We start from the raw sequence: 24,634 nt of genomic DNA on the forward strand, positions 1-24,634 counted from the left end.
AATCGGAGAGAGGTTTGCCCTCGCTCTCGACGCCCCGTCGCCTAGGATCAGGTCGGCTACGGAACTCGGTCTGCATCTGAGACCTGTTGATATGATGCCACGGCAACCAAAACTTGCCAACCCGTCGAATAAAGGGAGAACTGCCCAGGGATGCCGCTGATGGGGGTGCACTGGTGAAAATGGTCATCAGCGCCGGCTGGCGAAGTTCCACAGTTCGCAGAGCACATCGAGGTATTCTCGGAGGTTGCGACTGCCACGAGCATCGCCTTTAGGACCGGCGATCTTGGCCATCGATGTCGCAGTTTATGTCGCATGGACACGCCGACACGGAAAAGGACACGTTGGAAAACAAAGGTATTTGTTGCGACATTCGTGCGACAAAGGCCCCGGAGGTCCGGAGCCATTTTTCTCTTTAAACCGCTGCTTTTGTTAGGGAAATTGATGGTAGCGGAGGAGGGATTTGAACCCCCGACACAAGGATTATGATTCCTCTGCTCTGACCTACTGAGCTACTCCGCCACTGGTCAAACGATACCTGCTCGCGAAGCGCTGCGGGCTCGTGGGATGAGCGGCTTATAAGGTGCGCTTCGCCTTTGTGTCAAGCGCATGATGGAGAAAAACGGTGGGGCTTGGCCGCCCCATCCTCTCCTATCGGTTTCAGGCAGCGACGGGGCTTGCGAGCAGGGCCTTGAGCGATGCCTCGGCGGCGGGTTCGCGCTCGGAGCGCTCGATGAAACCGCCGCCGAAGACGCGGGCATCGTCGCCGGGAGCGGAATAAAGCGCGCAAGCCTGGCCAGGGGCAATCCCCGCTTCGCCGACCGTCAGATCGACATAGGTGCCGGTGACATCGACATGCAGCACGGCGGGCGCCGGCGCCCGTGTCGAGCGGACCTTGGCGTAGCAGGCAAAGCCGTCGCCGGAAGCGGCCTGCACGAGCGTCTCGTCGCCCAGCCAGTTGACGTCACGCAGATAGACGCGGTGGGTTTCCAGCGCCTCCTTCGGGCCGACGATGACGCGGCGCGAGCGGGCGTCGAGATAGACGACATAGAGCGGTTCGCCGGTGGCAATGCCGATGCCGCGGCGCTGACCGATGGTGAAATGCAGGATGCCTTCATGGGTCCCAAGCACGCGGCCGTCGAGATGGACGATCTCGCCGGCCAGCGCCGCATTCGGCTTCAGCTTGGTGATGATGTCGGAATATTTGCCCTGCGGCACGAAGCAGATATCCTGGCTGTCGGCCTTCTTGGCGACGACGAGGCCCATCTCTTCCGCCAGCCGGCGGGTTTCGGCCTTCGGCAGGCCGCCGAGCGGAAAGCGCAAATAGTCGATCTGCTCCTGCGTCGTGGCGAACAGGAAATAGCTCTGGTCGCGGTCGGCGTCGGCCGGACGGAACAGCGCGCGGCGGCCGGGATGTTCGGGCGAGGGGTTCGGCCGCGAACGGATATAATGGCCGGTCGCCAGCGCATCAGCGCCAAGCTCCTTGGCGGTCGCCAGCAGATCGGCAAACTTGACGGTCTGGTTGCAGGAGACGCAGGGGATCGGCGTTTCGCCGGCCACATAGCTTTCGGCGAAAGGATTAATCACCGTCTCGCGAAAGCGCTTCTCGTAGTCGAGCACATAATGTGGAATGCCCAGCGTTTCGCAGACGCGGCGGGCATCGTCGATATCCTGGCCGGCGCAGCAGGACCCGGCGCGATGAACGGCGGCGCCATGATCGTAAAGCTGCAGCGTGATGCCGAGCACGTCGTAACCCTGCTGCTTGAGAAGGCCGGCCACGACGGAGGAATCGACGCCGCCCGACATGGCGACGACGACGCGGGTCTCTTCCGGCTTCTTGTCAAAATCCAGTGTGTTCAACGGTGGTGCCAAATTCTGCGCGCTCATCATCCACCCTTGCGCTGCAATTGCGGCGGATTGCTGTATCAGGCGGGATCGGCCGCCTTTCGATAAGCGATCGATATAGAAAGGATTGTATCGGGACGCAAGGGCCGGCTTCGGCGGCCGATGGTTTCGCCAGCGAGAAAGGAAAGGCGCGGCCGAGACCACGCCTTGAAAGCGGGGGGGTGCGGCTCAGGTGCCGATCAGCTTGTTGCAGGCGAATGCGATGCCTGGATTGGCGATGATGGTGGTCATGAGCGCCAGTCCAATTATCGAGAATGAATAGCGTTTCATATACATCCTCCTTCCAGCCCATGCGATTATGCGGCTGCGGCCGCCGTTTTCAAAATGACGAATGCTTGAGCACCAGCTCAACCGGAAATCGTTGGCAATTAAATATCACCCTATGGAACTATTCTCTCGATCATGCGTTTCTTCGCATCAATGTCGCAATCGAATGCTGCGGAGGGTTTCATGGCCAGGTTCGGCACGACGGCGGATTACAACAGGATCAGACACTGGATCGAAAGGCGAGGCGGCCATCCCGTTCGCATCAAGGACGCGAGCGACAGTGAAACCGTCCGCGTCGACTTTTCCTCGGAAACGCAGGATGAGATTTCCTGGGACGAATTCTTCCAGGGTCTCGACGGCAGCAGGCGCGCCTTCCTTCATCGCACCGAGACTGAGGACGATAGAGCCCGCTTCGGCAAGATCGTCCGCCGCAAGCGGCTGCCTCACTGAAATATACATTGCTGAGGCAGAAAACCCGGCGTCGTTTCCGGCGCCGGACTTTCCGTTTTTCCTTGGGAGGAAAGACACTCAGTCGATGTTGAACGTCAGCAGCTTTGCCTGGCGGATTGCCTGGTGGGCTGTCAGCTGTTCGAGCACGCCGTCCTCCACCTCGCCGTCGACATAGAGCAGCGCGATGGCGTCGCCGCCTTGCTTGTCGCGGCCAAGCTGGAAGTTGGCGATGTTGACGCCGGCAGCACCGAGCGTCGTGCCGATGAAACCGATCATTCCAGGGACGTCGGTGTTGGTGATGTAGATCATGTGGGAGCCGACGTCGGCATCGAGATTGATACCCTTGATCTGGATGAAGCGCGGTTTGCCGTCCGAAAACACCGTGCCGGCGATCGAACGCGTCATGCTCTCGGTCGTCACCGTCAACTTGATATAACCGTCGAAGACGCCCGTCTTGTCGCGCTTGACCTCGGAGAGCACGATGCCTTTTTCCTTGATCATGATCGGCGCCGAAACCATGTTGACGTCGGCGACCTGCGGCCGGATGAGGCCGGCGAGGACCGCGCTCGTCAGCGCCCGCGTGTTCATGTTGGCGGTGACGCCATCATAGAGGATCTCGATTTCCTTGATCGGCTCGTCGGTGACCTGACCGACGAAGGCGCCAAGAACGTCGGCAAGACGGATGAAGGGCTTGAGGATCGGCGCTTCTTCCGCGGTGATCGACGGCATGTTGATGGCGTTGGAGACCGCGCCCTTGACGAGGTAATCCGACATTTGTTCGGCAACCTGCAGGGCGACGTTTTCCTGCGCTTCGGTTGTCGAAGCGCCAAGATGCGGCGTGCAGACGACGTTCGGCAGGCCGAAAAGCGGGCTTTCCTTGGCAGGTTCGACCTCGAACACGTCGAAGGCGGCGCCGGCGACGTGGCCTGACTTGATGGCTTCGGCAAGGGCTGCCTCATCGACCAAGCCGCCACGGGCGCAGTTGATGATGCGTACGCCGGGCTTCGTCTTTGCCAGCGCTTCCTTGTTGAGGATGCCGCGCGTCTTGTCGGTCATCGGCACATGCAGCGTGATGAAATCGGCCTGGGCGAAAAGTTCTTCCAGCTCGACCTTGGTGACGCCCATCTCCTCGGCGCGCTCCTTGGAGAGGAACGGATCATAGGCGATGACATGCATCTTGAGGCCGATGGCGCGGGCGCAGACGATCGAGCCGATATTGCCGGCGCCGATGACTCCGAGCGTCTTGCCGGTGATCTCGACACCCATGAACTTCGACTTCTCCCACTTGCCGGCCTGCGTGGAGGTATCGGCGGCCGGCAGCTGGCGGGCAACGGCGAACATCAGCGCGATCGCATGTTCTGCCGTGGTGATCGAGTTGCCGAAAGGCGTGTTCATGACAATGATGCCTCGGCGCGAGGCGGCCGGGATATCGACATTGTCGACGCCGATGCCGGCGCGGCCGACGACCTTGAGGTTCTTCGCCCCTTCGATGATCTTTTCCGTCACCTTGGTGGCCGAGCGGATGGCAAGGCCATCATATTTGCCGATGACTTCGAGCAGACGGTCCTTGTCCTTGCCGAGCTGCGGTTCGAAATCGACTTCGACGCCGCGGTCGCGGAAGATCTGGACGGCGGTTTCCGACAATTCGTCGGATACGAGAACGCGAGGTGCCATGAGGGACTCCTTCAAAAATGTTCAGCGATGGATGAATGGAGATGCGAGGCTCCGCCCTGTGGCGGAGCCGGATGCGATTACATCAGGCTGCGGCCTGAGCAAGCTGCGCCTTCTGCGTCTCGAAGGCCCAGGAAAGCCAGGGCATCAGCTTCTGCATGTCGGACGCCTCAATCGTGGCGCCGGCCCAGATGCGCAGGCCAGACGGCGCGTCACGGTAATGGCCGATGTCATAGGCGACACCTTCCTTTTCCAGAAGGCCGACCAGGCCCTTGGCGAAATTCGCCTGGCCATCGTCGTCGAGAGCCGCGATGTCCTTGTCGACGATCTTAAGGCAGACGGAGGTGTTGGAGGCCGTTTCCGCCTTGACGGCAAGATTGGCGATCCAGTCGTTTGCCGCGACGAAATCGTGAATGACCTTGGCGTTTGCATCGGCGCGCGCTATCAGCGCCTTGAGACCGCCGAGCTCCTTGGCCCAGAGCAGCGCATCGATATAGTCCTCGACGCACAGCATCGACGGCGTGTTGATCGTCTCGCCCTGGAAAATGCCTTCCGTCAGCTTGCCGCCCGAGGTCATGCGGAAGATCTTCGGTAGCGGCCAGGCCGGCGTATAGCTGGTCAGCCGCTCGACGGCGCGGGGCGAAAGGATGATGACGCCATGTGCGCCCTCGCCGCCCAGAACCTTCTGCCAGGAGAAGGTGACGACATCGAGCTTGGCGAAATCGAGTTCCTGGGCGAAAGCGGCCGAGGTGGCGTCGCAGATCGTCAGGCCCTTGCGGTCGGTGGGGATGAAATTGCCGTTCGGCACGCGCACGCCGGAAGTGGTGCCGTTCCAGGTGAAGACGACGTCGCGGTCAAAATCGACAGCGGAGAGATCAGGAAGCTCGCCGTAGCCGGCTTCGAGCCTGCGCACATCCTTGAGCTTCAGTTGCTTGACGACGTCGGTGACCCAGCCGGCGCCGAAGCTTTCCCAGGCGAGCATGTCGACGCCGCGTTCGCCGAGCAGCGACCACAGCGCCATTTCGACGGCGCCGGTGTCGGACGCCGGAACGATGCCGATGCGGTAATCCGCCGGCACTTCGAGAATTTCACGAGTAAGGTCGATGGCCTGCTTCAGCTTGGCTTTGCCGACCTTCGCGCGGTGCGAACGGCCGAGGGCCGCGTCGGAAAGGGCTTCGAGCGACCAACCGGGGCGCTTCGAGCAGGGGCCAGAAGAAAAATGGGTATTGTGCGGACGGATGTCCGGCTTTGCGGTCTTCGCCATGATGCTATCCTCTCAGATAGAAAGCCCTTCGTTGGGGAAGGGTGTCCCGCCGCCGTGTGTATGGATCGGCGGCGTCATAGTCAAGATCGAAGTGTCGCAGAGGGGAGATAATTTGACGCAGGTGCGCTTGACGCAACGAAAAGCCGCCCGGACCGGGCGGCTTTCGAATTGAGGATGATTGCGTTTTACTTGTAGACCGGCTGCTGCAGCGGGATTGCCGGCGGCTCGTAGGCGACAGGCTGGGCGCATCCACCGAAGAGGTAGCGGCCGCCGACGCGGACTTCGTGGGCGCTGAGGCCCTTGTCACGGCCCGGACCGCCATTTTCGGCATAGCCGAACATGTTGCCGCCATCGATATGGAGATAGCGGTAACCGACATCGGCCTTGAAGTTGCAGGTCACGTCGATCGAGGCGCCGGCCATGAGGGCATAGGTGAAGCGCCAGTTGCCCTTGCCGCCATGGGTGACCTCGTCATCGCAGAAGCTGCCGTCATCGGCGCAGGCGACGTTGCGCAGGTTTTTCCACTTGACGTAGGAGCCGCCGATACCGGCGCCGACATAAGGCGTGACGTAGCCGTAGGTGCCGAGATCGACATAGGCATTGGCCAGCAGCGTGTAGGCGGTGAGCGAAGAGCGATCTGTCGAGGTGCAATCCACCAGCGGGAAGCCGCACTGGCCAAGCGTCGAGCCGCGGAAATCAGCTTCCGTGAGATAGTCGAAGGTCAGATCGGTGCGGAGGTAGCTGTTGATCTGATAGCCGACACCGCCGCCAATCGTCCATGCGTCGTCGAGGTCAGCGTCGTCGAAATCGACTTCGTTGGCATTGCTACCCTGGAAATAGCGGGCGCCGCGCAGATCGGTAAAGGCATAGCCGACATCGCCGCGCAGGTACCAGCCCGTCGCCTCACTGACCGTTACCTCGGGCGGCTGCTCCGGGATGGGCTCGGCCGGAGCCAGGTCCGCGGAATAGGCGTTTGTCGCGATCAACAATGCCGCGAAGATGCCGGACAAGCTTCTTTTCATGGATCCCACTCCAAAATCCGTTACATCGGCAGGCTCAAGTCGCTGCCAATCTGATACGCTTCGTATGGATAATGAACCGGAAACGTTAAAAGCTGCTTAACCACGATTATTTACTGTAGATCTTGAAGCTTCCGGCAGAGGAAACATGGATTGCTGCGGTAGAAGTCTTGGAAACGACGAACTGCCGAGCGATTTGGCTCGAATAACGGATTTAACAAGAAAGCCGGCACCGCCCACCGGCTCTTCCCGTAATATTCGCCCAGTCGTGGCACGGCATATGAGCATCACCGGCGAGTGATAAATTGGCGATGACGGTCGCCCCCAGCCACGCACCAAGTGGGTTGATACTTCCGCTGGATTTAGTGCCGTAAAGCATAGCGTCGAACGCAGCTTCGCGAACAAAGCAGCCCCGACCAGCCCATCAGCCAAGCACCCGGTCGGCGGCGGGTGGCAGCACGCCACAGCAGATCCGTATTGTTGCATAGCGCACCGGTGACCGTCCCCGTCTCGAGGCCCCTGCGGGGCGCCTCAGGATGAGGACGGAGAGAGTGCCTCGCCAATCCCCAAGGGATCAGGCAGCGCTACGAACGTTTGAAATCGTGCCGATCAGCTCGTTGACGATGCGCTCGATCTGCGCGCGATCGTCGCCCTCGGCCATGACGCGGATCAGCGGCTCGGTGCCGGAGGGGCGGATGACAAGTCGCCCGGTCTTGGCAAGCTCGGCTTCGGCATCGGCGATCGCCTTCTGCACCTGGATATCCTCCAGCGGCTTGCCGCCACTGATGCGGACATTACGCAGCAGCTGCGGCACCGCCTCGAAACGGCGGCAGACCTCGCTGACGGTCCTGCCGGTGCGTTTCACGGCGGCAAGGATCTGCAGGGCGGCAACCAATCCGTCGCCCGTCGTGCCGTAATCCGACAACACGATATGGCCCGACTGCTCGCCGCCGACATTGTAATTGTGCTGGCGCATATGCTCGACAACATAACGGTCGCCGACCTTCGTGCGGGCGAGCGCCATGCCGCGCTCGTCGAGAAAGCGCTCGAGGCCGAGGTTGGACATGACAGTGGCGACGATGCCATTGCCGCGCAGCTGCTGGCTCTCAGCCCAGCTCTCGGCAATGACCGCCATGAGCTGGTCGCCGTCGACGATCGAACCATTCTCATCGACGATGATGACGCGGTCTGCATCGCCATCGAGCGCGATGCCGATATCGGCACGGACCTCGTCGACCTTCTTCTGCAGCGCGACCGGACTGGTGGAGCCGCAGTTGAGATTGATATTGGTGCCGTTCGGCTCGTTGCCGATGGTGACGACGTCGGCGCCGAGCTCCCAGAGCACGGCAGGCGCCACCTTATAGGCAGCGCCGTTGGCGCAGTCGATGGCGATCCGCAGGCCCTGCAGGGTCACGTCGCGCGGCAGGGTGCGCTTGGCGTGTTCGATATAACGGTCATGGACGCCGTCGACGCGCTTGGCGCGGCCGATGTCATCGGACTTGGCGAGCTGCGTGCTCAGATCCTTCTCGAGTAAATCCTCGATCTCGGCCTCGATGTCGTCGGACAGCTTATAGCCGTCGGGGCCGAACAGCTTGATGCCGTTATCCTCGTAAGGATTGTGCGAAGCGGAGATCATCACGCCGATATCGCAGCGCAGCGAGCGGGTCAGCATGGCGACGGCAGGCGTCGGGATCGGGCCGAGGATGAAGGCATCAAGGCCGGCGGCAGTGAAACCCGCGACCATGGCATTCTCGAGCATATAGCCGGAAAGGCGCGTATCCTTGCCGATAACGACGCGATGGCGATGGTTGCCGCGGCGGAAGATCGTGCCGGCAGCGATGCCGACCCGCATGGCGAGATCTGGCGTCATCGGGAAGACATTGGATTGACCGCGAATGCCATCCGTACCGAAATAGCGTCTTTTCATCTGCACTCCTGCGCGTTCCGCGCGCCATTCAAGACAGCGCCACATTTCAGCGAATCTGTCTTCAAAAAGGATCTGTCGTCACTCCGGGACCCATGAATCAGACCTGCCTCAATTCATCGGGATGCCATAAATCGTGGGCATCGGCACGTAAATTACCGAGAAAATTCATTATATCCCGTTACCAATGGAAAAGGCCGGCTTTCCCTTGTGGGAAAACCGGCCCTGTCTGGAGGGGTGCCGCCGTTCAATGCGGCTGCGGCTCGAGGCCGGCTTCGGGCTCGTCGCCCTTCGTAGCAGGCCGCGCGCCGGCCTTCGGAACGGCCGAGCCGCGGCTCGGCGGAGAGTCGTCACCGAGATCGCGCGAAGGCTTCTCGCCGCGGATCAGCGCCTTGATCTCCTCGCCGGTCAGCGTCTCGTATTCGAGCAGGCCTTCGGCCAGCGCAACGAATTCATCGTGCTTTTCCGTGAGGATCGTGCGGGCCTGCGTATAGGCTTCGTCGATCAGGCGGCGCACTTCGTTATCGATCTTCTGCGCGGTGGCTTCCGAAACGTTCTTCGACTGCGATACCGAGTGACCGAGGAAGACTTCCTGCTGGTTCTCGCCGTAAGCGACCTGGCCGAGTTGATCGGAGAAGCCCCACTGCGTGACCATGGCGCGGGCAAGCTTGGTGGCCTGCTCGATATCCGAGGAGGCACCCGAGGTGATGTTCTCCTTGCCGAAGGTGAGCTCTTCTGCAACGCGGCCGCCCATCATGATGCAGAGGCGCGACACCATCCACTTGTAGCTCATCGAGTAGCGGTCGCCCTCGGGAAGCTGCATGACCATGCCGAGCGCACGGCCACGCGGAATGATCGTTGCCTTGTGCAGCGGATCGGCGACAGCGACATTGAGCGCAGTGATGGCGTGGCCGGCTTCGTGATAGGCGGTGAGCTTCTTCTCCGCCTCGGTCATCGCCGAGGAGCGGCGCTCGGCGCCCATCATGATCTTGTCCTTGGCGTCCTCGAATTCCTGCATGGTGACGACGCGCTTGTTGCGGCGGGCGGCCATGAGGGCGGCTTCGTTGACGAGGTTCATCAGGTCGGCCCCGGAGAAACCGGGTGTGCCGCGGGCAAGAACCTTAAGGTCGACATTCGGCGCCAGCGGCACGTTGCGGGCATGCACCTTGAGGATGCGCTCGCGGCCGACGATGTCAGGGTTCGGCACCACGACCTGACGGTCGAAGCGGCCCGGACGCAGCAGCGCCGGGTCGAGGACGTCGGGACGGTTGGTGGCGGCGATCAGGATCACGCCCTCATTCGCCTCGAAGCCGTCCATTTCGACCAGCAGCTGGTTCAGCGTCTGCTCGCGCTCGTCGTTGCCGCCGCCGAGGCCGGCGCCGCGATGGCGGCCGACCGCATCGATTTCGTCGATGAAGATGATGCAGGGCGCATTCTTCTTCGCCTGTTCGAACATGTCGCGCACGCGGCTTGCGCCGACGCCGACGAACATTTCGACGAAGTCGGAACCCGAGATTGTAAAGAACGGCACATTGGCTTCGCCGGCGACCGAGCGGGCGAGCAGCGTCTTGCCGGTTCCCGGAGGACCGACCAGCAGCACGCCGCGCGGTATCTTGCCGCCGAGACGCTGGAATTTCTGCGGGTCACGCAGGAATTCGACGATTTCTTCGAGATCCTGCTTGGCCTCGTCGACGCCGGCGACGTCATCGAAGGTCACCCGGCCATGCGCTTCGGTCAGAAGCTTGGCCTTGGACTTCCCAAAGCCCATCGCGCCGCGCGAGCCACCCTGCATCTGCCGCATGAAGAACAGCCAGACGCCGAGAATGAGAAGCATCGGCAAGAGCGTGCCGAGATAGCTCAGAAATCCCGAGGACCCGTCCGTCTCCGGCCGGGCGGAAACCAGGACATTCTTCTGCTGCAGGCGATCGAGCAGGCTGTCGTCGATTACAGGGGAGTAGGTCTGAAAGGTGGTGCCGTTTTCAACATAGCTTCCGGAAACACGGTTGCCCGTGACCACGACGTCCTTCACGCGGCCCGCATCGACCTCACGCAGAAACTGCGAATAGGGGATTTCGCGGGAGCCAGTCTGCGCCGGAGCCGTCTGAAACATACTGAACAGGGCAATCAGCAGAAGCGCGATGATCGCCCACAAGGCAAAATTACGTAAGTTAGGGTTCATTGAACTCCCCAGCACTGGAACAGCCGCCTCATGGCGACGGTCTTATTCGTTCTAACATAGGGTTGCGCCGTGCTGTTGCCAAGGCAATCCCCCAGGTCAGATGGTTTTTCCGTCAATACTTCTAAAAGGCAGTCCCGCATAGGGCGCCATCGCGAAAACCGCCGAAAGCCTGTCGGCAAAGATGAAATCAAATCGTGTCAAAAAGCGGTCGAAGGGTGCGAAATAAGGCATCAGATGGATCGCTCCGGCGGATTCCGGAGATAAATAGGCTCCTTCCGAGGATAAGGCGGGCGCAGAGGCAATGGCGCGCTTCCATGCGGCCTTGGGCAGGTGCCGCATATCCTCCCTCATTCCTGTGCTCGTCACAGGAATCCAGCCACCGCGCGTCCGCGCGGTGAATGACTGCTTTCGCCTGCGAGTAATGTCTCCTGCGCCCAGGGACTTGGGCGCAACGGATTCCTGTGACAAGCACAGGAATGACGGGGAGTGTGCTGCAGCGGCCTCGACTTTGACCGGTGCGGCCAACCAGTTGCGCACATAAAACCTCCCGTCCCACACCCCCGCCTCTCCCGGCCGCAGAACCAGCGGCAATAAGCCCCGGCTTTCGCGCGTGAAATAAAGCCCATCACGCCTGTGATCGAACACCACTCGACCGACGGTCATTCGCCCCGGTTCCCCGCCGGTGGCAAATGAGCGAAGGCGGTCCATATGCGCCCTCCCCGGCACGAATGTCTGTCCGCCGAAGACGGCCGTCAGACGGCCGAGCGCATAGTCCAGAACTGCGCGATCCTGTCGCAAACCATCAACAGATATTTGGCCAAGCAGGCCGCCATGAAGCCTGAAATGGCGCTCAAGCCATTCGGCGGCGCGCAGCGACAGAGCCAGCCGTGCTTCCCAGGCCGCGCGAATATCCGTCTCCGTCGCTCGATCGGCGGGTAGCTGCCGGCGCACCCGCACGCGCTCGTATTTCACATCCTCATTGGTGGGGTCGTCGATCCACGGAACACCCCGATCTTCCAGAAAAGCGCGAATATCGGCCCGACTGGAAAGAAGAAGCGGCCGCAAAATCCAGAACCGCCGGTCGAAGAGCACCGCATCGGCGATACCCGATGAAAGCTGCTCCGTTCGCATGCCGCGCATCTGCAATGTTTCGCGCTGATCGTCCAGCGTATGGCCGGTAACGATGAGATTGGCGCCGAACCGCTCCGCCGATTCCGCCAGGAGGTTGTACCGCGCCTCGCGGGCCGCAGCCATGATGCCGGTTTTCGGCTTTTCGCCCTGCCAGGCTGTAATAATGTGGGGAATGCCGAGCGATGCGCAGAGCGCTGCAACCTGTTGCGCTTCGTCCGTGGAGCCGGCGCGCAACCGGTGATCGATGGTGGCGGCACAGAGGGTAATCGAAAGATGAGACGCGGCCTTCACGGCATCATCGAGGAGGAGAAGCAGGCCGGTGGAATCGCTGCCACCCGATATCGCGACGAGAATGCGCGCAGGACTTTGAAGCGATAGGAGAAACTGAAGGATCGCCGCATGAGGCGATGCGGCTTCCGGAGACATTCCGGAAGACCTCAGCAGGCGAGACGTTTCTGTTCGCTCGCAACCTTGCTTATGACGGCGCGTGAAGCTTTCGGATAGCGCTTCGAGACCTCTCTCAGGGTCGCGCAGGCCGTTTCCTTATTGTCGAGGGCAGCAAGCGACATGCCGAGTTTCAGCAGCATTTCCGGCGCCTTTTCCGAGCTGCCGTATTTCTGATGCCCGTTGAGGAAAGTCTTAGCCGCCTCGTTATATTTACCCTGAGAATAGAGCGCTTCGCCGAGCCAGAAATTGGCGTCGGCCGCCCGCGCGCTGCTCGGGTAACGAGCGATATATTGGTTGAATTCCTGCTCTGCAGTGCGGTAATCGCCGGAAAGAACGTGGCCGTAAGCTGCCTTGTACTGATCCGCCTCACTGCCGAGTGAGGCCGTCTGCTGCGGTGTGCGGCCATTGGCATCGGGAATGGGGCCGGAGCCGATGCTGGCATTTTCGTCGACGCTTCCGCCGATCGCGTTGCCGTTCTGATCGAAGTCGATCGAGCCAAGCTGCTTCGGCGGCTGGCCGAGGCCGGTATTGTCAGGCACATCGGTGGAGGGAGCCGTTTCGGCTCCCTGCGGTGCTTGGATCACCCTGGCGACATCGTCCCCGCCGGAAGCTGGCGGAGCGGCATCAGTCTCGCTCTTCTTGACAGGAGCCTTGGCGCCACCGCCGCCGGCACCGGTCTTTTCGAGCTGCTGGAAGCGGAATTCATTGTCTTCCTGCTGCTTGCGGATCGTCTCCTGCATCTGCAGCAGCTGGAAGCTCATTTCCTCGATCCGGCCGTTCAGCTGCCGCAGCTGTTCTTCGAGCTGCTGCACGCGGACCTCGGCGTCGCCGCTCTGCACCCTGACAACAGGCGGCGCCGCCTGGTTTTCCGTGGATCGACCGCCGAGATGCAGCCCGAAGAACGAGGCCGAATAGGCCGCCCGTTCGCTCCCGGTCACAGCCGCGAGGCACAGCATGCCTGCCACGACAAGTTTCTTCATATGTATCGTCCTGTCCCAGTGATTCTTCGCGCCTTGAGGCACGAACAGGAGATTTTTCCAATTGCTGTCAAAAAGCAACGGAGTCTGGCCAAAGTGTGGTCAAAAAGAAAAGGCGGCCCCTGATGGGACCGCCTTCAGAAAACGAATTATATCCGTAAATTACATGCCGGCGCCGCCGAGCACGGTGACCGCGCGACGGTTTTGCGACCAGCAGGAAATATCGTCGCAGACGGCGACGGGACGTTCCTTGCCATAGGAGATCGTCTTCATGCGCTGCGCCGGAACGCCGCGCGAAGCGAGGTAATCCTTGGCGGCAGCGGCACGGCGAGCGCCGAGCGCCAGGTTGTATTCGCGCGTCCCGCGCTCGTCGGCATGGCCTTCGACGGTGATCTGGTAGTTCGGATAGCGCGCGAGCCACTGGGCCTGGCGGTCGAGCGTCTGCGAAGCATCGGCGCGGATCGACGAGGAGTCGGTGTCGAAGAAGATGCGGTCGCCGACATTGACCGTGAAGTCCTGGGCAGAACCCGGCGTTGCGGCACCACCCGCGCCGGCGCCGAGGCCAAGATCACCGGCACTGTTCGGCGGCTTCTTGGCGCAGCTTGCAAGCGCGAGACCGGCCAGAAGCGCGATCATGACGGGGTTGCGGGCGAAATTCTGCATGCGGCTCATTGCCGGGGTGTGAATTCGGCTCATGGCCGGGTCTCCTTGCGATTTCAGGGTTTCCGGACAGTAACCGCACTCGGTTAACCGCCCCTCAAAGATTATGGTTAACAGTTTACTGATTTGTCCCGTAGTCGCCCGGTTTTCATGATTCTAGGGCAACATGAAGGCATTGCCGCGCCTACTCCAAAAGCGGCGACCAGGCCGGGTCGGAAGCGTAGCTCGGCGTCTTGACCAACTGCTCGTTATAACCGGTCAGATCGATCGAATAGAGCTGCGGACCACCGGCGCCTGCCGCCTGGCGGAAGAACATCAGCACGCGGCCGTTCGGCGCCCAGGTCGGGCCCTCATTGTGGAAGCCGGTCGTCAGGATGCGTTCGCCCGAACCATCCGGCTTCATCACGCCGATCGAGAACTTGCCGCCGGCCTGCTTGGTGAAGGCGATGAGATCGCCGCGCGGCGACCAGACCGGCGTCGAATAGGAGCCGTCGCCGAAGGAAATACGGGTCTGGCCGGAACCATCGGCATTCATCACGTAGATCTGCGGCTTGCCGCCGCGGTCGCTTTCGAAGCTGATGCGCGCACCATCGGGCGAATAGGAGGGCGAAGTGTCGATCGCCGCCGTCGAGGTCAGCCGCGTCGTCGTGCGCGAGCGCAGGTCCATCGTATAGATGTTGGAATTGCCTTCCTGCTGCAGGCTCATGATCACCTTCTGGCCGTCAGGTGAAAAGCGCGGCGAGAAGGTCATGCCGGGGAAGTTGCCGACGACCTCGCGCTGCCCCGTTTCGAGCTGCAGCAGATAGACGCGCGGCTGCTGGTTGGCGAAGGACATGTAGGTGACTTCCTGCCGGCTCGGCGAGAAGCGCGGCGTCAGCACGAGGTCGCTGCCGTCGGTCAGCGTCCGCACGTTGAAACCGTCCTGGTCCATGATCGCCAGCTGGCGCTTGCGCTGCTGCTTGGTGCCGGATTCGGAGACGAAGACAACACGGGTGTCGAAATAGCCTTCCTCACCAGTGATCTGCTTATAGATCGCATCGGCGATGATGTGAGCGACACGGCGCCAGTTCTCTGGCTGGGTAAAGAACTGCTGCCCAGTCATTTGCTGGCCGGCGAACGTATCCCAAAGACGAAATTCGGCGCGAAGTCGTCCATCAGCCTCTTGGGTGACGCGCCCGGTGACCAAGGCCTGGGCGTTGATGACCTTCCAGTCTTCGAAGCGCGGCGCGGCATCTGGATTGGAGATCTTCTCAATAAATGCGCTTTTATTGATCGGAGCGAACAAACCCGAACGCTGAAGGTCTGCTGCGACAACCTGCGAGACCTGCGCACCCATGTCGCCCTGGAGGAAGTCGGTTACCGCGATCGGCAGCGGCTGAACATTACCCTTGTTGATGTTGATCTCGACGAGAGCATTGGCCGGCGTTGCGAACGCAGCAATGGTCACCAGACCGGCAGCGACAGCAATCGCCCGGATGAAGGAACACTTGTTCATGGAGTGAAAGCCTTTCAGCATTTAAATTCCCAGATCGCTTGGATCGAAATTAACGACGACTTCGCTCCAGGCGTCGTATTTGTCTTTTGGAAGCGACGAGAAGGGGGCCGATTTCATGATGGCGCGATAAGCGCCGCCGGCGAGTGCCCGGCGGGTAGATTCGTTGTCGCCACCGACCGCCTCGACTTCCGGTTCGCCGACTATGTTTCCGTCCTGATCGAGGTTCATGTGCACCTTGATGCGAACGTCGCTCATGCCTTCCATGCCAGGAATAACCGTCCAGTTGCCGGCGATGGCGCTCTTCAGCGCGTCCATCTCACTCATGGACAGCTTGGAACCACCATTGCTCTTCTTGGCGCCCAGCGATGCCTCCTGCGTCGAGCGCTTGGCACCGCCGGCGGAAGGATCCGTCTTGTTCAGCAAGGCTGAAATCTCGTCCGCATTGAAATCGCTTTTCATCGACGAAGCCGATTTCGCCGTTTCCTGCTTCTGGTCCGCCTTCTTCTTCTCGGTCGGCTTGTCAGCGGTCTTCGGCTGATCCTGGTTCTTTTCCGGCGGCTTTTCGGCTGGCTTCTGCGGTTCCGGCGGATTCACCTGCGGCTTGGCGACAGGGGTTGGCACGTTGTCCGGCAACGCCTCGGCTTCCGGCTTCGGCGGCTCCTCGGGCTTGGCCTGTTCTTCCGGCGGCTTTTCCTCGGGCTTGGGCGGCGTCACTTCGACGGGCTTCGGCGGCGGAATTGAGGCGACTTCTTTCGGCTGCTCGACTTCCGTATCCTCCTTGACGATGTCCTTGACATCGTTCGGGACAGGATCAGTCTTCGGGAGCGGCTTATCGCTCGAATTCGCTGCCGCAGCTTCCGTATTGCTGGGCTTCGCGTTCGGCACGGGCGGCGTCTTCAGGTCGACATTATTGTCACCGGCATTTTCGGCCGGCTGTGCGATCGGCGGCCGCGTCGTTGGCACGGGCGCAGACGTCTCCTTCTTCGGAGCCTTCTTGTCGCCCTGCTGCATCTGGGTAATGGATTCCACCGGTACGAGATCGACCGGCATCGCCTCGAAATCCTCGACCTTGAAGGATTCCGGCGCGCTCAAAGACACCATCGCCCAGGTAAGCACCAGGCAATGCAGAACAGCAGATGTGACGACGCTGGCCTTCATTTTGAGCGCTACTGGTCCTTCTTCTGCTGCGTCACGAGGCCGATGTTCTTGAAGCCGGCCCCCTGGATGCGGGCCATGACGTCGGCGATGACACCATAGGGCGCCGTCGCGTCGCCGCGTACGAAGATGCGTTCGTTATAGCCGGTGGTTGCGATCGCCTCGAGCTTGGCAGCGATCTCGGCGGCCGGGATCGGCGTTTCCTGCAGGAATACCTCGCCGTCGTTCTTGACGGAGATGGTGATCGGCTGCGTCTCGGAATTCAGCGCCTTGGCCTGCGTTTCCGGCAGGTCGATCGGCACGCCGACGGTCATCATCGGTGCGGCGACCATGAAGATGATCAGAAGCACCAGCATGACGTCGACGAGCGGCGTCACGTTGATTTCGGAAATGACGGCCCTGTTCCGACCGCCGCGACGGCGGCGTCCGCTGCCCCCGCCGCCATTGCCTCCAACAGCCATACCCATGTCAGTATACTCCGTTGGTTACTGAGCGGCAGCGCGCGGCTGCAGCTTTTCGTCGATCTGGCGCGAAAGTATGGCGGAGAATTCATCCGCGAAACCTTCCATGCGCGCCGAGAGCTTGCCGGCATCGGCGGAGAACTTGTTATAGGCGATAACAGCCGGGATAGCGGCGACAAGGCCGATCGCAGTGGCGAGCAACGCTTCGGCGATACCGGGAGCGACGACCGCGAGATTGGTCGACTTCGAGCCGGCGATCGCCTGGAACGAGGTCATGATGCCGACGACGGTGCCGAACAGGCCGATGAACGGACCGGCCGAACCGATCGTCGCAAGCGACCCGAGACGGGCGCCGAGATATTCGGTTTCACGCGCAAGCGTCACGTCCATCGCGCGGTCGATACGCATCTGCAGGCCGATCGGCGAGCGGGCGCCGCGTTCGAAGGATTTCTTCCATTCGCGCATGGCCGCAACGAAGATCGACGCCAGGCCGGTATTGTTGCGCTCCGACAGGGAGCGATAGAGTTCTTCCAGCGACTGACCCGACCAAAACACCTGTTCGAACTTGTCGAACTGGCGCCGTGCCCGGCCATAGGCCAGGTATTTGTCGATGACGATCGCCCAGGTCCACACAGAGGCTGCGATGAGCCCGAGCATGACGAGCTTGACGACGATGCCGGCCTGCATGAAAAGCGACCAGAGGCTGACGTCCGTCGTTGCTGCTGCCAATCCTACTTGTTCCATTGATCCAAAATCCCCGAATCCAAACGCCCGGCGCTGGACCGGGCGGCACAAAGTGATCTCGCAAGAAGTGTCCGGCGGCCGCCGCCCAAAGCCCTGGTCAAGCTTCCAAGTTCATCTTCCGCCTTCTTGCCGTCAAATTTGGTCAAAGGAAGGCGTGCACCGCACAAACTCCGACTTTCCCAGTAAGACACCATTATGGTTAATAGATCGTTAGTGCCGGACTATGACAGCAAGCCTGTATTCGGGAGATTCTATTCCTGGAGTACTTGACCGGAGCATTGTCTGGCGGCCGAAAGAGCGCTCGTCCTGCGGCGCGGCAATTCCTTCACATAAAGATCAAGTTTTTACAAGGCCGAATTTCAGCCAATTCGGCGCTATAGCGGCGTGCTGCCTTCCAGGAATTTTGCCGCCAGCGTTTCCGGCAGCCGCCGCGGCCGCCCCCGGGCGTTGATGACGGCGATGATCACCCGGGCGGCGATCAGCAGGGTCTCGCCCGTGCGGATCTGCTGATTGAGCACCATCTTGGCGCCACCGGCTTTTTCCGTATGCGTCAGGATCGTCAGCACGTCGTCCATGCGCGCCGGGCTCTTGAAGTCGATCTCCATGCGATGGACGACGAAGACAAGCCCCTCCTCGTCAGCGCTGATGAGCTCGCGCTGCTCGACGCCGAGGCAGCGCAGATAATCGGTGCGGCCGCGTTCCAGGAAATGCAGGTAGCGGGCGTGATAGACCAGGCCGGAGAAATCCGTATCCTCATAATAGACCCGCTGGACGAGGCGATGTCCTGCTTCCGTCAGTTCTCCCGAAATGGAAAAAGGGCGTTCCGTCATAATTTTCTCCAAACTGCGGTGCCCTCTTTGGCGCAACGCTTCTCGGCAGGCAAGCATTGAATGCCCGGCAGGTAGGCATTGAATGCGCCGCCGGCAGGCATTGAATGATTGTCATAATTCCTAACTATTCCCGATAATGAGCGAGCGATCAGGAGACGATGCGATGAAGATTGCGGTTATGGGCGGAGACGGTTTCATTGGTTGGCCAACGTCGCTGCATCTCTCCGATGCCGGTCATGACGTCCATATCCTCGACAATCTCTCGCGCCGCTGGATCGACACCGAACTCGGCGTTCAGTCGCTGACGCCGATGGATTCGATCCAGGAGCGCACCCGCATCTGGCATGCCGAGACGGGACGCCGCATCCACTTCAACCTGATCGATCTCGCCAGGGACTACGAACTGCTGAAGAACTGGCTTTCAGAACATCGCCCCGATGCCATCATCCATTTCGCCGAACAGCGTGCCGCGCCCTATTCGATGAAAAGCGACCGCCATAAGAACTACACTGTTAACAACAATGTCAGCGCCACGCACAACCTTCTGAACGCGCTGACCGAACTCAACCTCGACGCTCACCTCATCCATCTCGGAACCATGGGTGTCTACGGCTATTCGACGGTCGGCGCGGCGATCCCCGAGGGTTACCTGCCGGTCGGCATCAAAACGGCGGGCGGCGAGATGGTCAGTCAGGAAATCCTCTACCCCTCCAATCCCGGCTCGATCTACCACATGACCAAATGCCTGGATCAGCTTCTCTTCCAGTTCTACGCCAAGAATGACGGCCTGCGCATCACCGACCTGCACCAGGGCATCGTCTGGGGCACGCATACCGAGCAGACGCGCCGTCACGCGCAACTCATCAACCGTTTCGACTACGACGGCGACTATGGCACGGTGCTGAACCGCTTCCTCATCCAGGCGGCGATCGGCTATCCGCTGACGGTACACGGCACCGGCGGCCAGACCCGCGCCTTTATCCACATCCAGGATTCGGTGCGCTGCATCGAGCTGGCGCTGCTGAACCCGCCCGCCCGCGGCGCCCGCGTCGAAATCTTCAACCAGATGACGGAAACCCACCGGGTGCGCGACCTCGCCGAGATGATTGCCAGGATGAGCGGCGCCAAGATCGCCTGGCTGCCCAACCCACGCAAGGAAGCCGCCGAAAACGAGCTGATCGTCCACAACGAGAAGTTCCGCAAGCTCGGCCTCGAGCCGATTACCCTGGAAGCCGGCCTGCTCGGCGAGATCGTCGACGTCGCGAAGAAATTCGCCTATCGCGTCGACCGCGCCCGCGTGCCGGCCGTCTCCGCCTGGACCAAGGACATAGCCGCGACGATCAACCACGATCCGGAAGGCAAGCGGCTGAAGTCGGTGTCATGAGCAAGAGCGAATTCGTATTGAGAGGCGCAATAAAGCTGCTTCACCAAATCGGTTTAAGCCGTGACTGGCATGGTCTGGTTTCGCTAGAAGACGACCTGCGTGACGCTGGCGTGTGCGCGGTGAGTGGCTCCTTCCGTCCGCCCCACCCTCCGTCATCCCAGGCCTTGAGCCGGGCAACACCGCATCCATCAGCAGCAGTCGCATGGATCCCGGGCTCGAGGCCTGGGATGACCGGGAGTGCGGTTGGCGTTCTCACCAAACTCGCCGCCGGCATACAGAGACACGCCGCAGCGGATGATTCACTAGGCCGGCACTTACCCACCCTAAGTTCTGTCCTCGGGTTTGCGAGGGGTGTCACAGGAATTCAGCCACGGCGCGTCCTCGCGGTGATTGAGTGAGCGTGCTAGTGATGCACGTGTCCAGACAGCCATGCCACCGTTTCGCCTACGTTACCCTCGTCACCAACGCCGACTACGCGATCGGCGCGACCGCGCTTGCCCGCTCCTTGCGCCGGACCGGCACCAGCGCCGACATCGTCGTCCTGCATACCGGCGGGGCCGAAGCAGCCGCCCTCGCCCCGCTCGAGACCCTCGGCTGCCGCCTGATCGAAGTCGAGCACCTGCCGCTCTCCGACTCTTTCAACGAACGCCACGCCCGCGGCCAACTCCATTCCGCAGCGCCATTCACCAAGGGTCGAAAGCCGGATTTTCACTCGCCGCTCGACAATTTCTGCAAGCTCAGGCTCTGGCAGCTCGTCGAATACGAGCGCTGCGTCTTCATCGACGCCGATGCCATCGTGCTGAAAAACGTCGACAGGCTCTTCCTCTACCCGGAATTCTCCGCCGCTCCCAATGTCTATGAGAGCCTCGCCGACTTCCGCCGCATGAATTCCGGCGTCTTCGTCGCCACGCCGTCGCATGACACGTTCCGGCACATGCTCGAAAGCCTCGACAGGCCGGACGCATTCTGGCGCCGCACCGATCAGACCTTTCTCGAGACGTTCTTCCCGGATTGGCACGGCCTGCCGGTGTATTTCAACATGCTGCAATATGTATGGTTCACCATGCCGGCGCTTTGGGACTGGAAGAGCATTTCGATCCTGCACTACCAATATGAAAAACCATGGGAAATAGATCATCCCAAGGCAGCGCAGCTACAACCTTTGATCGATTTATGGCATCGTTTCCACGATGACGGCGACGTGCCCGAGATCGCGGCGTTGGACAATCCGGAAGGGGCAGCATGAAGGTATTGGTATCCGGCGGAACGGGTCTCGTCGGCCGCTATGTCGTCGAGGAACTTCTGACCGCCGGCTATCATGTGATCGTCGGCGGACGCCGGGCGCCGCATCCCCGCCTGTTTTCCAGCCCGGTCGAGTTCGCCTCACTATCGCTCGATCCCGACAAAGATCAGATCGACATCTTCAACGACGCCTATTTTTTCGTCCACGCCGCCTTCAGCCACATTCCCGGCAGATATCGCGGCGGCGAAGGCGATGATCCGAAGACCTTTCACAGGTTGAACCTCGACGGCACCGTCCGGCTTTTCGAAGCGGCCAGACGCGCCGGCACGCGCCGCTGCGTCTTCCTGTCCAGCCGGGCGGTCTACGGCGACCATCCTGCGGGAACCGAGCTTACCGAAACGATGCTGCCGAAGCCGCAGACGCTCTACGGCCAGATCAAGCTCGACGCGGAAGGCGCACTGACCCACCTCTCGACGCCGGGTTTTGCCGGCGTCAGTCTGAGGGCGACCGGCATCTATGGCGATTTCTCGCCAAACAAATGGGACGGCCTCATCGACGACTATCGCGCCGGCCGGCCGGTCGCTCCCCGCGCAGGCACGGAGGTTCACGGCCGCGACCTCGGACGCGCGGTGCGGCTGATGCTGGAGACGGAAAGCACGCGCATCTCCGGCGAGGTCTTCAACGTGTCGGACATCGTCGTCGACACCCGCGACATCCTTGCCCCCGTCCAGCGCGAGACCGGCTGTCGTCACGCGCTGCCGGCTCCCGCCGCCCGCACGGCGCTCAATCCGATGAGCACGGCGAAAATTCGCACGCTCGGCTGGATGCCGGGCGGAATCCCGCTATTCGAGGAAACAATGCGGCAGCTGGCCGCCGCGCTGCCGATGTCGCCAGCCCACGAGTCGACGCAGGAGCGATAGGCATTGTCGTCTGACGCCCGGCGGCCCGCAAGCTGGCACGGCGTGAAACCGCCGCGGTCGTGTCGCAGCTTGCATTTGCATCGGACCTCCAGCCGACTATGCTCGGCCGAACCTCTCACATCTGGCAGATCGAATGACCGCACGAGAACTGAAAGCGCAGTTGCGCAATGAACGGCTGGCCGCCCGCAACGGCATCACTCCTGAGGAGCGCATCTCCAAAAGCCTTGCAATGGCAGATCATGCCGGCGAGGCCGTCGCCTTTTCGCCCGGCACGATCGTCTCCGGTTTCCTGCCGATCCGGTCCGAGGCCGATCTGCGGCCGCTGATGGCCCGGTTTGCAGCGCGCGGCGCGCGGTTGTGCGTTCCGGCGATCCTCGACAAGCAGACCATCGCCTTTCGGGAACTGACGGAAGGCGTACCGCTCATCGACACCGGCTTCGGCACGGTCGGCCCCGGCGCGGAGGCCGCAATTCTCGATCCCGAGATCATGCTGGTGCCGCTGTCGGCCTTCGATGCCCGCGGCCATCGCATCGGTTACGGCGCCGGCTACTATGACCGCGCCATCAGCCGGCTAAGAGAGAAAGGTCTGCATCCGAAGCTGATCGGCATTGCATTCGACTGCCAGGAAGTGGCACATGTGCCCGACGAGCCGCACGACATAAGCCTGGATGCCATCCTGACAGAAAGCGGCCTTCGCTTTTTTGCCTCTTGGATCGGATAGGGAATGCGGCTGCTTTTTTTGGGTGACATGGTCGGCAAGACGGGACGCACGGAGGTCTGGGACCGCCTTCCCGGCCTGATCTCCGATCTCAGGCTCGATTTCGTCGTCGTCAACGGCGAAAATGCCGCCGGCGGCTTCGGGATCACCGAGGATATCTTTCTGGAAACGATCAATGCCGGCGCCGATGTGGTGACCACAGGCAATCACGTCTGGGACCAGAAGGAAGCGGTCGCCTTTGCCGGGCGCCACGATCAGTTTCTGCGGCCGGCCAATTATCCCCAGGGCACGCCCGGCCGCGGCTCCGGCCTTTTCTATGCCAGGAACGGCGCGCGCGTGCTCGTTGCCAATGTCATGGGCCGGGTCTTCATGCACCCGGAACTCGACGATCCCTTCAAATCGGCGGAGGTGATCCTCGACGCCTGCCCGCTGAAGGAGCAGGCCGATGCGATCATTTTCGATTTCCATGCGGAAGCGACCAGCGAGAAGCAGTGTTTCGGCCATTTCGTCGACGGCCGCGCCAGCTTCGTCGTCGGCACCCATACCCACGTGCCGACTGCCGATGCGCAGATCCTGAACGGCGGCACGGCCTATATGTCGGATGCCGGCATGTGTGGCGACTATGATTCCTCCCTCGGCATGGACAAGGAGGAGCCGCTGAACCGCTTCATTTCCAAGATGCCCAAGGGCCGCATGGAAGCGGCGAGCGGCCCGGCGACGATCTGCGGCGTCGGCGTCGAAATTTCCGACGCGACGGGACTGGCTGAGAAGATCGCGCCGCTGCGGCTCGGACCGCGCCTGGCCGAGACTCTACCGGAGTTCTGGCGGTAATTATCGCCTGCGCCCAACACGCAAATGTGAGCACCCCGATCTGGACCCCTGCGACCTCATGCCGCATTCTCCCGACCTTCAGCGCCGGAGGGGTGGCATGAGGCCGCAACATCTTGTCCTCGCGATCGCATGTATTGCGGCCTTCATCGTGTCGGGTCGCGCGGCAACAGCGCAGCAACAGCGATCGCCCGTCAGCCAGTGCCAGGCGATCGCGCAGGCCATCCCCGAAGTGACCTTCGCCAGCTTTTCCGGCGCCCAGCCGGTCGCGTCCGCCGTTTCCGAGGGCGAGGACGTCAAGTTCACCTTCCTCGGCCATTCCACTTTCGAGATCGATACACCTGCCGGCATCATCATCGCAACCGATTATAACGGCTGGTATCGACCGGCGGCGCTTCCAGACGTCGTGACCATGAACAAGGCGCATACGACCCACTTCACCTTGACGCCCGAGCCGGGCATCAAGCACGTGCTGCATGGGTGGAGCGATATCCCCGGCGAGGCAGCCAACATCGATCTTGTGGTCGGCGATGCCCATATTCGCAACGTCGCCACGGATATCCGCTTCAGCTATGGGCTCGGCGGCTCGCAGCAGAATGGAAACTCGATTTTCATTTTCGAAATTGCCGGCCTCTGCATCGGCCATCTCGGCCATCTGCATTACGAGCTGACGGATACCCATTATACCGAGATCGGCCGCCTCGACGTCGTCATGGTGCCGGTCGACGGCGGCCTGACCATGGGCGCCGACAGCATGAGCCGTGTGATCAAGCGGCTGCGCTCGTCGCTGATCCTGCCGATGCACCGCCGCGGCCCGCCGGTCAATGCCTTCGTCTCCATGTTCGGCAAGGACTTCGATGTCGCCTATGCATCCGATGACAGCATCACCGTCTCCCTGCGCACGCTGCCGAAGAAGCCGCTGATCTATGTGCTGAAGGGGGTTCAGTAGGCCGCCCGGTTTTTAC

Annotated in this window: 21 protein-coding genes and 1 tRNA gene; 7 read left to right on the plus strand and 15 right to left on the minus strand. The window is 61.4% G+C overall.

Annotation, left to right across the window (positions count from 1 at the left end):
• Positions 1 to 442 precede the first annotated feature (442 nt).
• Both J2J99_RS18290 and mnmA read right to left on the minus strand, forming a co-directional pair.
• Positions 443 to 519, minus strand: a tRNA-Met gene (locus J2J99_RS18290).
• A 138-nt stretch (positions 520 to 657) separates the two neighbouring features.
• Positions 658 to 1,857, minus strand: a complete 1,200-nt coding sequence (gene mnmA / locus J2J99_RS18295; protein WP_168296120.1) for a tRNA 2-thiouridine(34) synthase MnmA — start codon at positions 1,855 to 1,857, stop codon at positions 658 to 660.
• Positions 1,858 to 2,352: 495 nt separating this feature from the next.
• Here mnmA and J2J99_RS18300 point away from each other — a divergent pair, with 495 nt between their 5' ends.
• Complete coding sequence (locus J2J99_RS18300; protein ID WP_168296119.1) at positions 2,353 to 2,619, plus strand: hypothetical protein; 267 nt, start codon at positions 2,353 to 2,355, stop codon at positions 2,617 to 2,619.
• 78 nt (positions 2,620 to 2,697) lie between these two features.
• Here J2J99_RS18300 and serA read toward each other — a convergent pair whose 3' ends face one another.
• The 13 genes from serA to ybgC form a co-directional block, all read right to left on the minus strand.
• Positions 2,698 to 4,293: a phosphoglycerate dehydrogenase gene (gene serA, locus J2J99_RS18305; protein ID WP_168296118.1), complete on the minus strand. Its 1,596-nt coding sequence runs from the start codon at positions 4,291 to 4,293 to the stop codon at positions 2,698 to 2,700.
• 82 nt (positions 4,294 to 4,375) lie between these two features.
• Positions 4,376 to 5,554: a phosphoserine transaminase gene (locus J2J99_RS18310; protein WP_168296117.1), complete on the minus strand. Its 1,179-nt coding sequence runs from the start codon at positions 5,552 to 5,554 to the stop codon at positions 4,376 to 4,378.
• 185 nt (positions 5,555 to 5,739) lie between these two features.
• A complete protein-coding gene (locus J2J99_RS18315) occupies positions 5,740 to 6,576 on the minus strand; it encodes an outer membrane protein (RefSeq protein WP_168296116.1) in 837 nt (278 codons plus the stop codon).
• Positions 6,577 to 7,147: 571 nt separating this feature from the next.
• Positions 7,148 to 8,500 (minus strand): phosphoglucosamine mutase, encoded by a 1,353-nt coding sequence (glmM, locus tag J2J99_RS18320; RefSeq protein ID WP_168296115.1) that lies wholly within the window; start codon positions 8,498 to 8,500, stop codon positions 7,148 to 7,150.
• A gap of 244 nt (positions 8,501 to 8,744) precedes the next feature.
• Positions 8,745 to 10,676: an ATP-dependent zinc metalloprotease FtsH gene (gene ftsH, locus J2J99_RS18325; protein WP_038691074.1), complete on the minus strand. Its 1,932-nt coding sequence runs from the start codon at positions 10,674 to 10,676 to the stop codon at positions 8,745 to 8,747.
• A 96-nt stretch (positions 10,677 to 10,772) separates the two neighbouring features.
• Complete coding sequence (gene tilS / locus J2J99_RS18330; protein ID WP_168296114.1) at positions 10,773 to 12,233, minus strand: tRNA lysidine(34) synthetase TilS; 1,461 nt, start codon at positions 12,231 to 12,233, stop codon at positions 10,773 to 10,775.
• 11 nt (positions 12,234 to 12,244) lie between these two features.
• The gene (gene ybgF / locus J2J99_RS18335) at positions 12,245 to 13,234 is read right to left on the minus strand and encodes a tol-pal system protein YbgF (protein WP_168296113.1); all 990 of its coding nucleotides are present in this window, start codon (positions 13,232 to 13,234) and stop codon (positions 12,245 to 12,247) included.
• Between the two features lie 159 nt (positions 13,235 to 13,393).
• Entirely contained in the window at positions 13,394 to 13,927 is a 534-nt protein-coding gene (gene pal, locus J2J99_RS18340) for a peptidoglycan-associated lipoprotein Pal (RefSeq protein ID WP_168296112.1), read from the minus strand.
• 148 nt (positions 13,928 to 14,075) lie between these two features.
• Complete coding sequence (gene tolB, locus J2J99_RS18345) at positions 14,076 to 15,386, minus strand: Tol-Pal system beta propeller repeat protein TolB (RefSeq protein WP_168296111.1); 1,311 nt, start codon at positions 15,384 to 15,386, stop codon at positions 14,076 to 14,078.
• A 21-nt stretch (positions 15,387 to 15,407) separates the two neighbouring features.
• A complete protein-coding gene (locus J2J99_RS18350; protein ID WP_168296110.1) occupies positions 15,408 to 16,544 on the minus strand; it encodes a hypothetical protein in 1,137 nt (378 codons plus the stop codon).
• A gap of 8 nt (positions 16,545 to 16,552) precedes the next feature.
• On the minus strand, positions 16,553 to 17,008 hold the full coding sequence (gene tolR / locus J2J99_RS18355) for a protein TolR (RefSeq protein ID WP_168296109.1): 456 nt from the start codon (positions 17,006 to 17,008) through the stop codon (positions 16,553 to 16,555).
• Positions 17,009 to 17,026: 18 nt separating this feature from the next.
• Entirely contained in the window at positions 17,027 to 17,746 is a 720-nt protein-coding gene (gene tolQ, locus J2J99_RS18360) for a protein TolQ (protein WP_004671617.1), read from the minus strand.
• A 374-nt stretch (positions 17,747 to 18,120) separates the two neighbouring features.
• Positions 18,121 to 18,576: a tol-pal system-associated acyl-CoA thioesterase gene (ybgC, locus tag J2J99_RS18365; RefSeq protein ID WP_168296108.1), complete on the minus strand. Its 456-nt coding sequence runs from the start codon at positions 18,574 to 18,576 to the stop codon at positions 18,121 to 18,123.
• Positions 18,577 to 18,739: 163 nt separating this feature from the next.
• On the opposite strand from ybgC, the gene J2J99_RS18370 reads away from it, so the two are divergent.
• The 6 genes from J2J99_RS18370 (at position 18,740) to J2J99_RS18395 (ending at position 24,618) form a co-directional block, all read left to right on the plus strand.
• Entirely contained in the window at positions 18,740 to 19,960 is a 1,221-nt protein-coding gene (locus tag J2J99_RS18370) for an NAD-dependent epimerase/dehydratase family protein (RefSeq protein WP_168296107.1), read from the plus strand.
• A 409-nt stretch (positions 19,961 to 20,369) separates the two neighbouring features.
• A complete protein-coding gene (locus tag J2J99_RS18375) occupies positions 20,370 to 21,206 on the plus strand; it encodes a glycosyltransferase (protein WP_168296106.1) in 837 nt (278 codons plus the stop codon).
• The gene (locus tag J2J99_RS18380; RefSeq protein ID WP_168296105.1) at positions 21,203 to 22,123 is read left to right on the plus strand and encodes an NAD-dependent epimerase/dehydratase family protein; all 921 of its coding nucleotides are present in this window, start codon (positions 21,203 to 21,205) and stop codon (positions 22,121 to 22,123) included. Before J2J99_RS18375 ends, J2J99_RS18380 begins: the two co-directional genes overlap by 4 nt.
• A 133-nt stretch (positions 22,124 to 22,256) precedes the next feature.
• Positions 22,257 to 22,844: a 5-formyltetrahydrofolate cyclo-ligase gene (locus tag J2J99_RS18385; protein ID WP_168296104.1), complete on the plus strand. Its 588-nt coding sequence runs from the start codon at positions 22,257 to 22,259 to the stop codon at positions 22,842 to 22,844.
• 3 nt (positions 22,845 to 22,847) lie between these two features.
• Positions 22,848 to 23,672: a TIGR00282 family metallophosphoesterase gene (locus tag J2J99_RS18390; RefSeq protein ID WP_168296103.1), complete on the plus strand. Its 825-nt coding sequence runs from the start codon at positions 22,848 to 22,850 to the stop codon at positions 23,670 to 23,672.
• A gap of 97 nt (positions 23,673 to 23,769) precedes the next feature.
• Positions 23,770 to 24,618, plus strand: a complete 849-nt coding sequence (locus J2J99_RS18395; RefSeq protein WP_168296102.1) for an MBL fold metallo-hydrolase — start codon at positions 23,770 to 23,772, stop codon at positions 24,616 to 24,618.
• The last annotated feature ends 16 nt before the right edge of the window (positions 24,619 to 24,634 follow it).

Source organism: Rhizobium binae, assembly GCF_017357225.1.
Classification (GTDB): Bacteria; Pseudomonadota; Alphaproteobacteria; order Rhizobiales; family Rhizobiaceae; genus Rhizobium; species Rhizobium binae.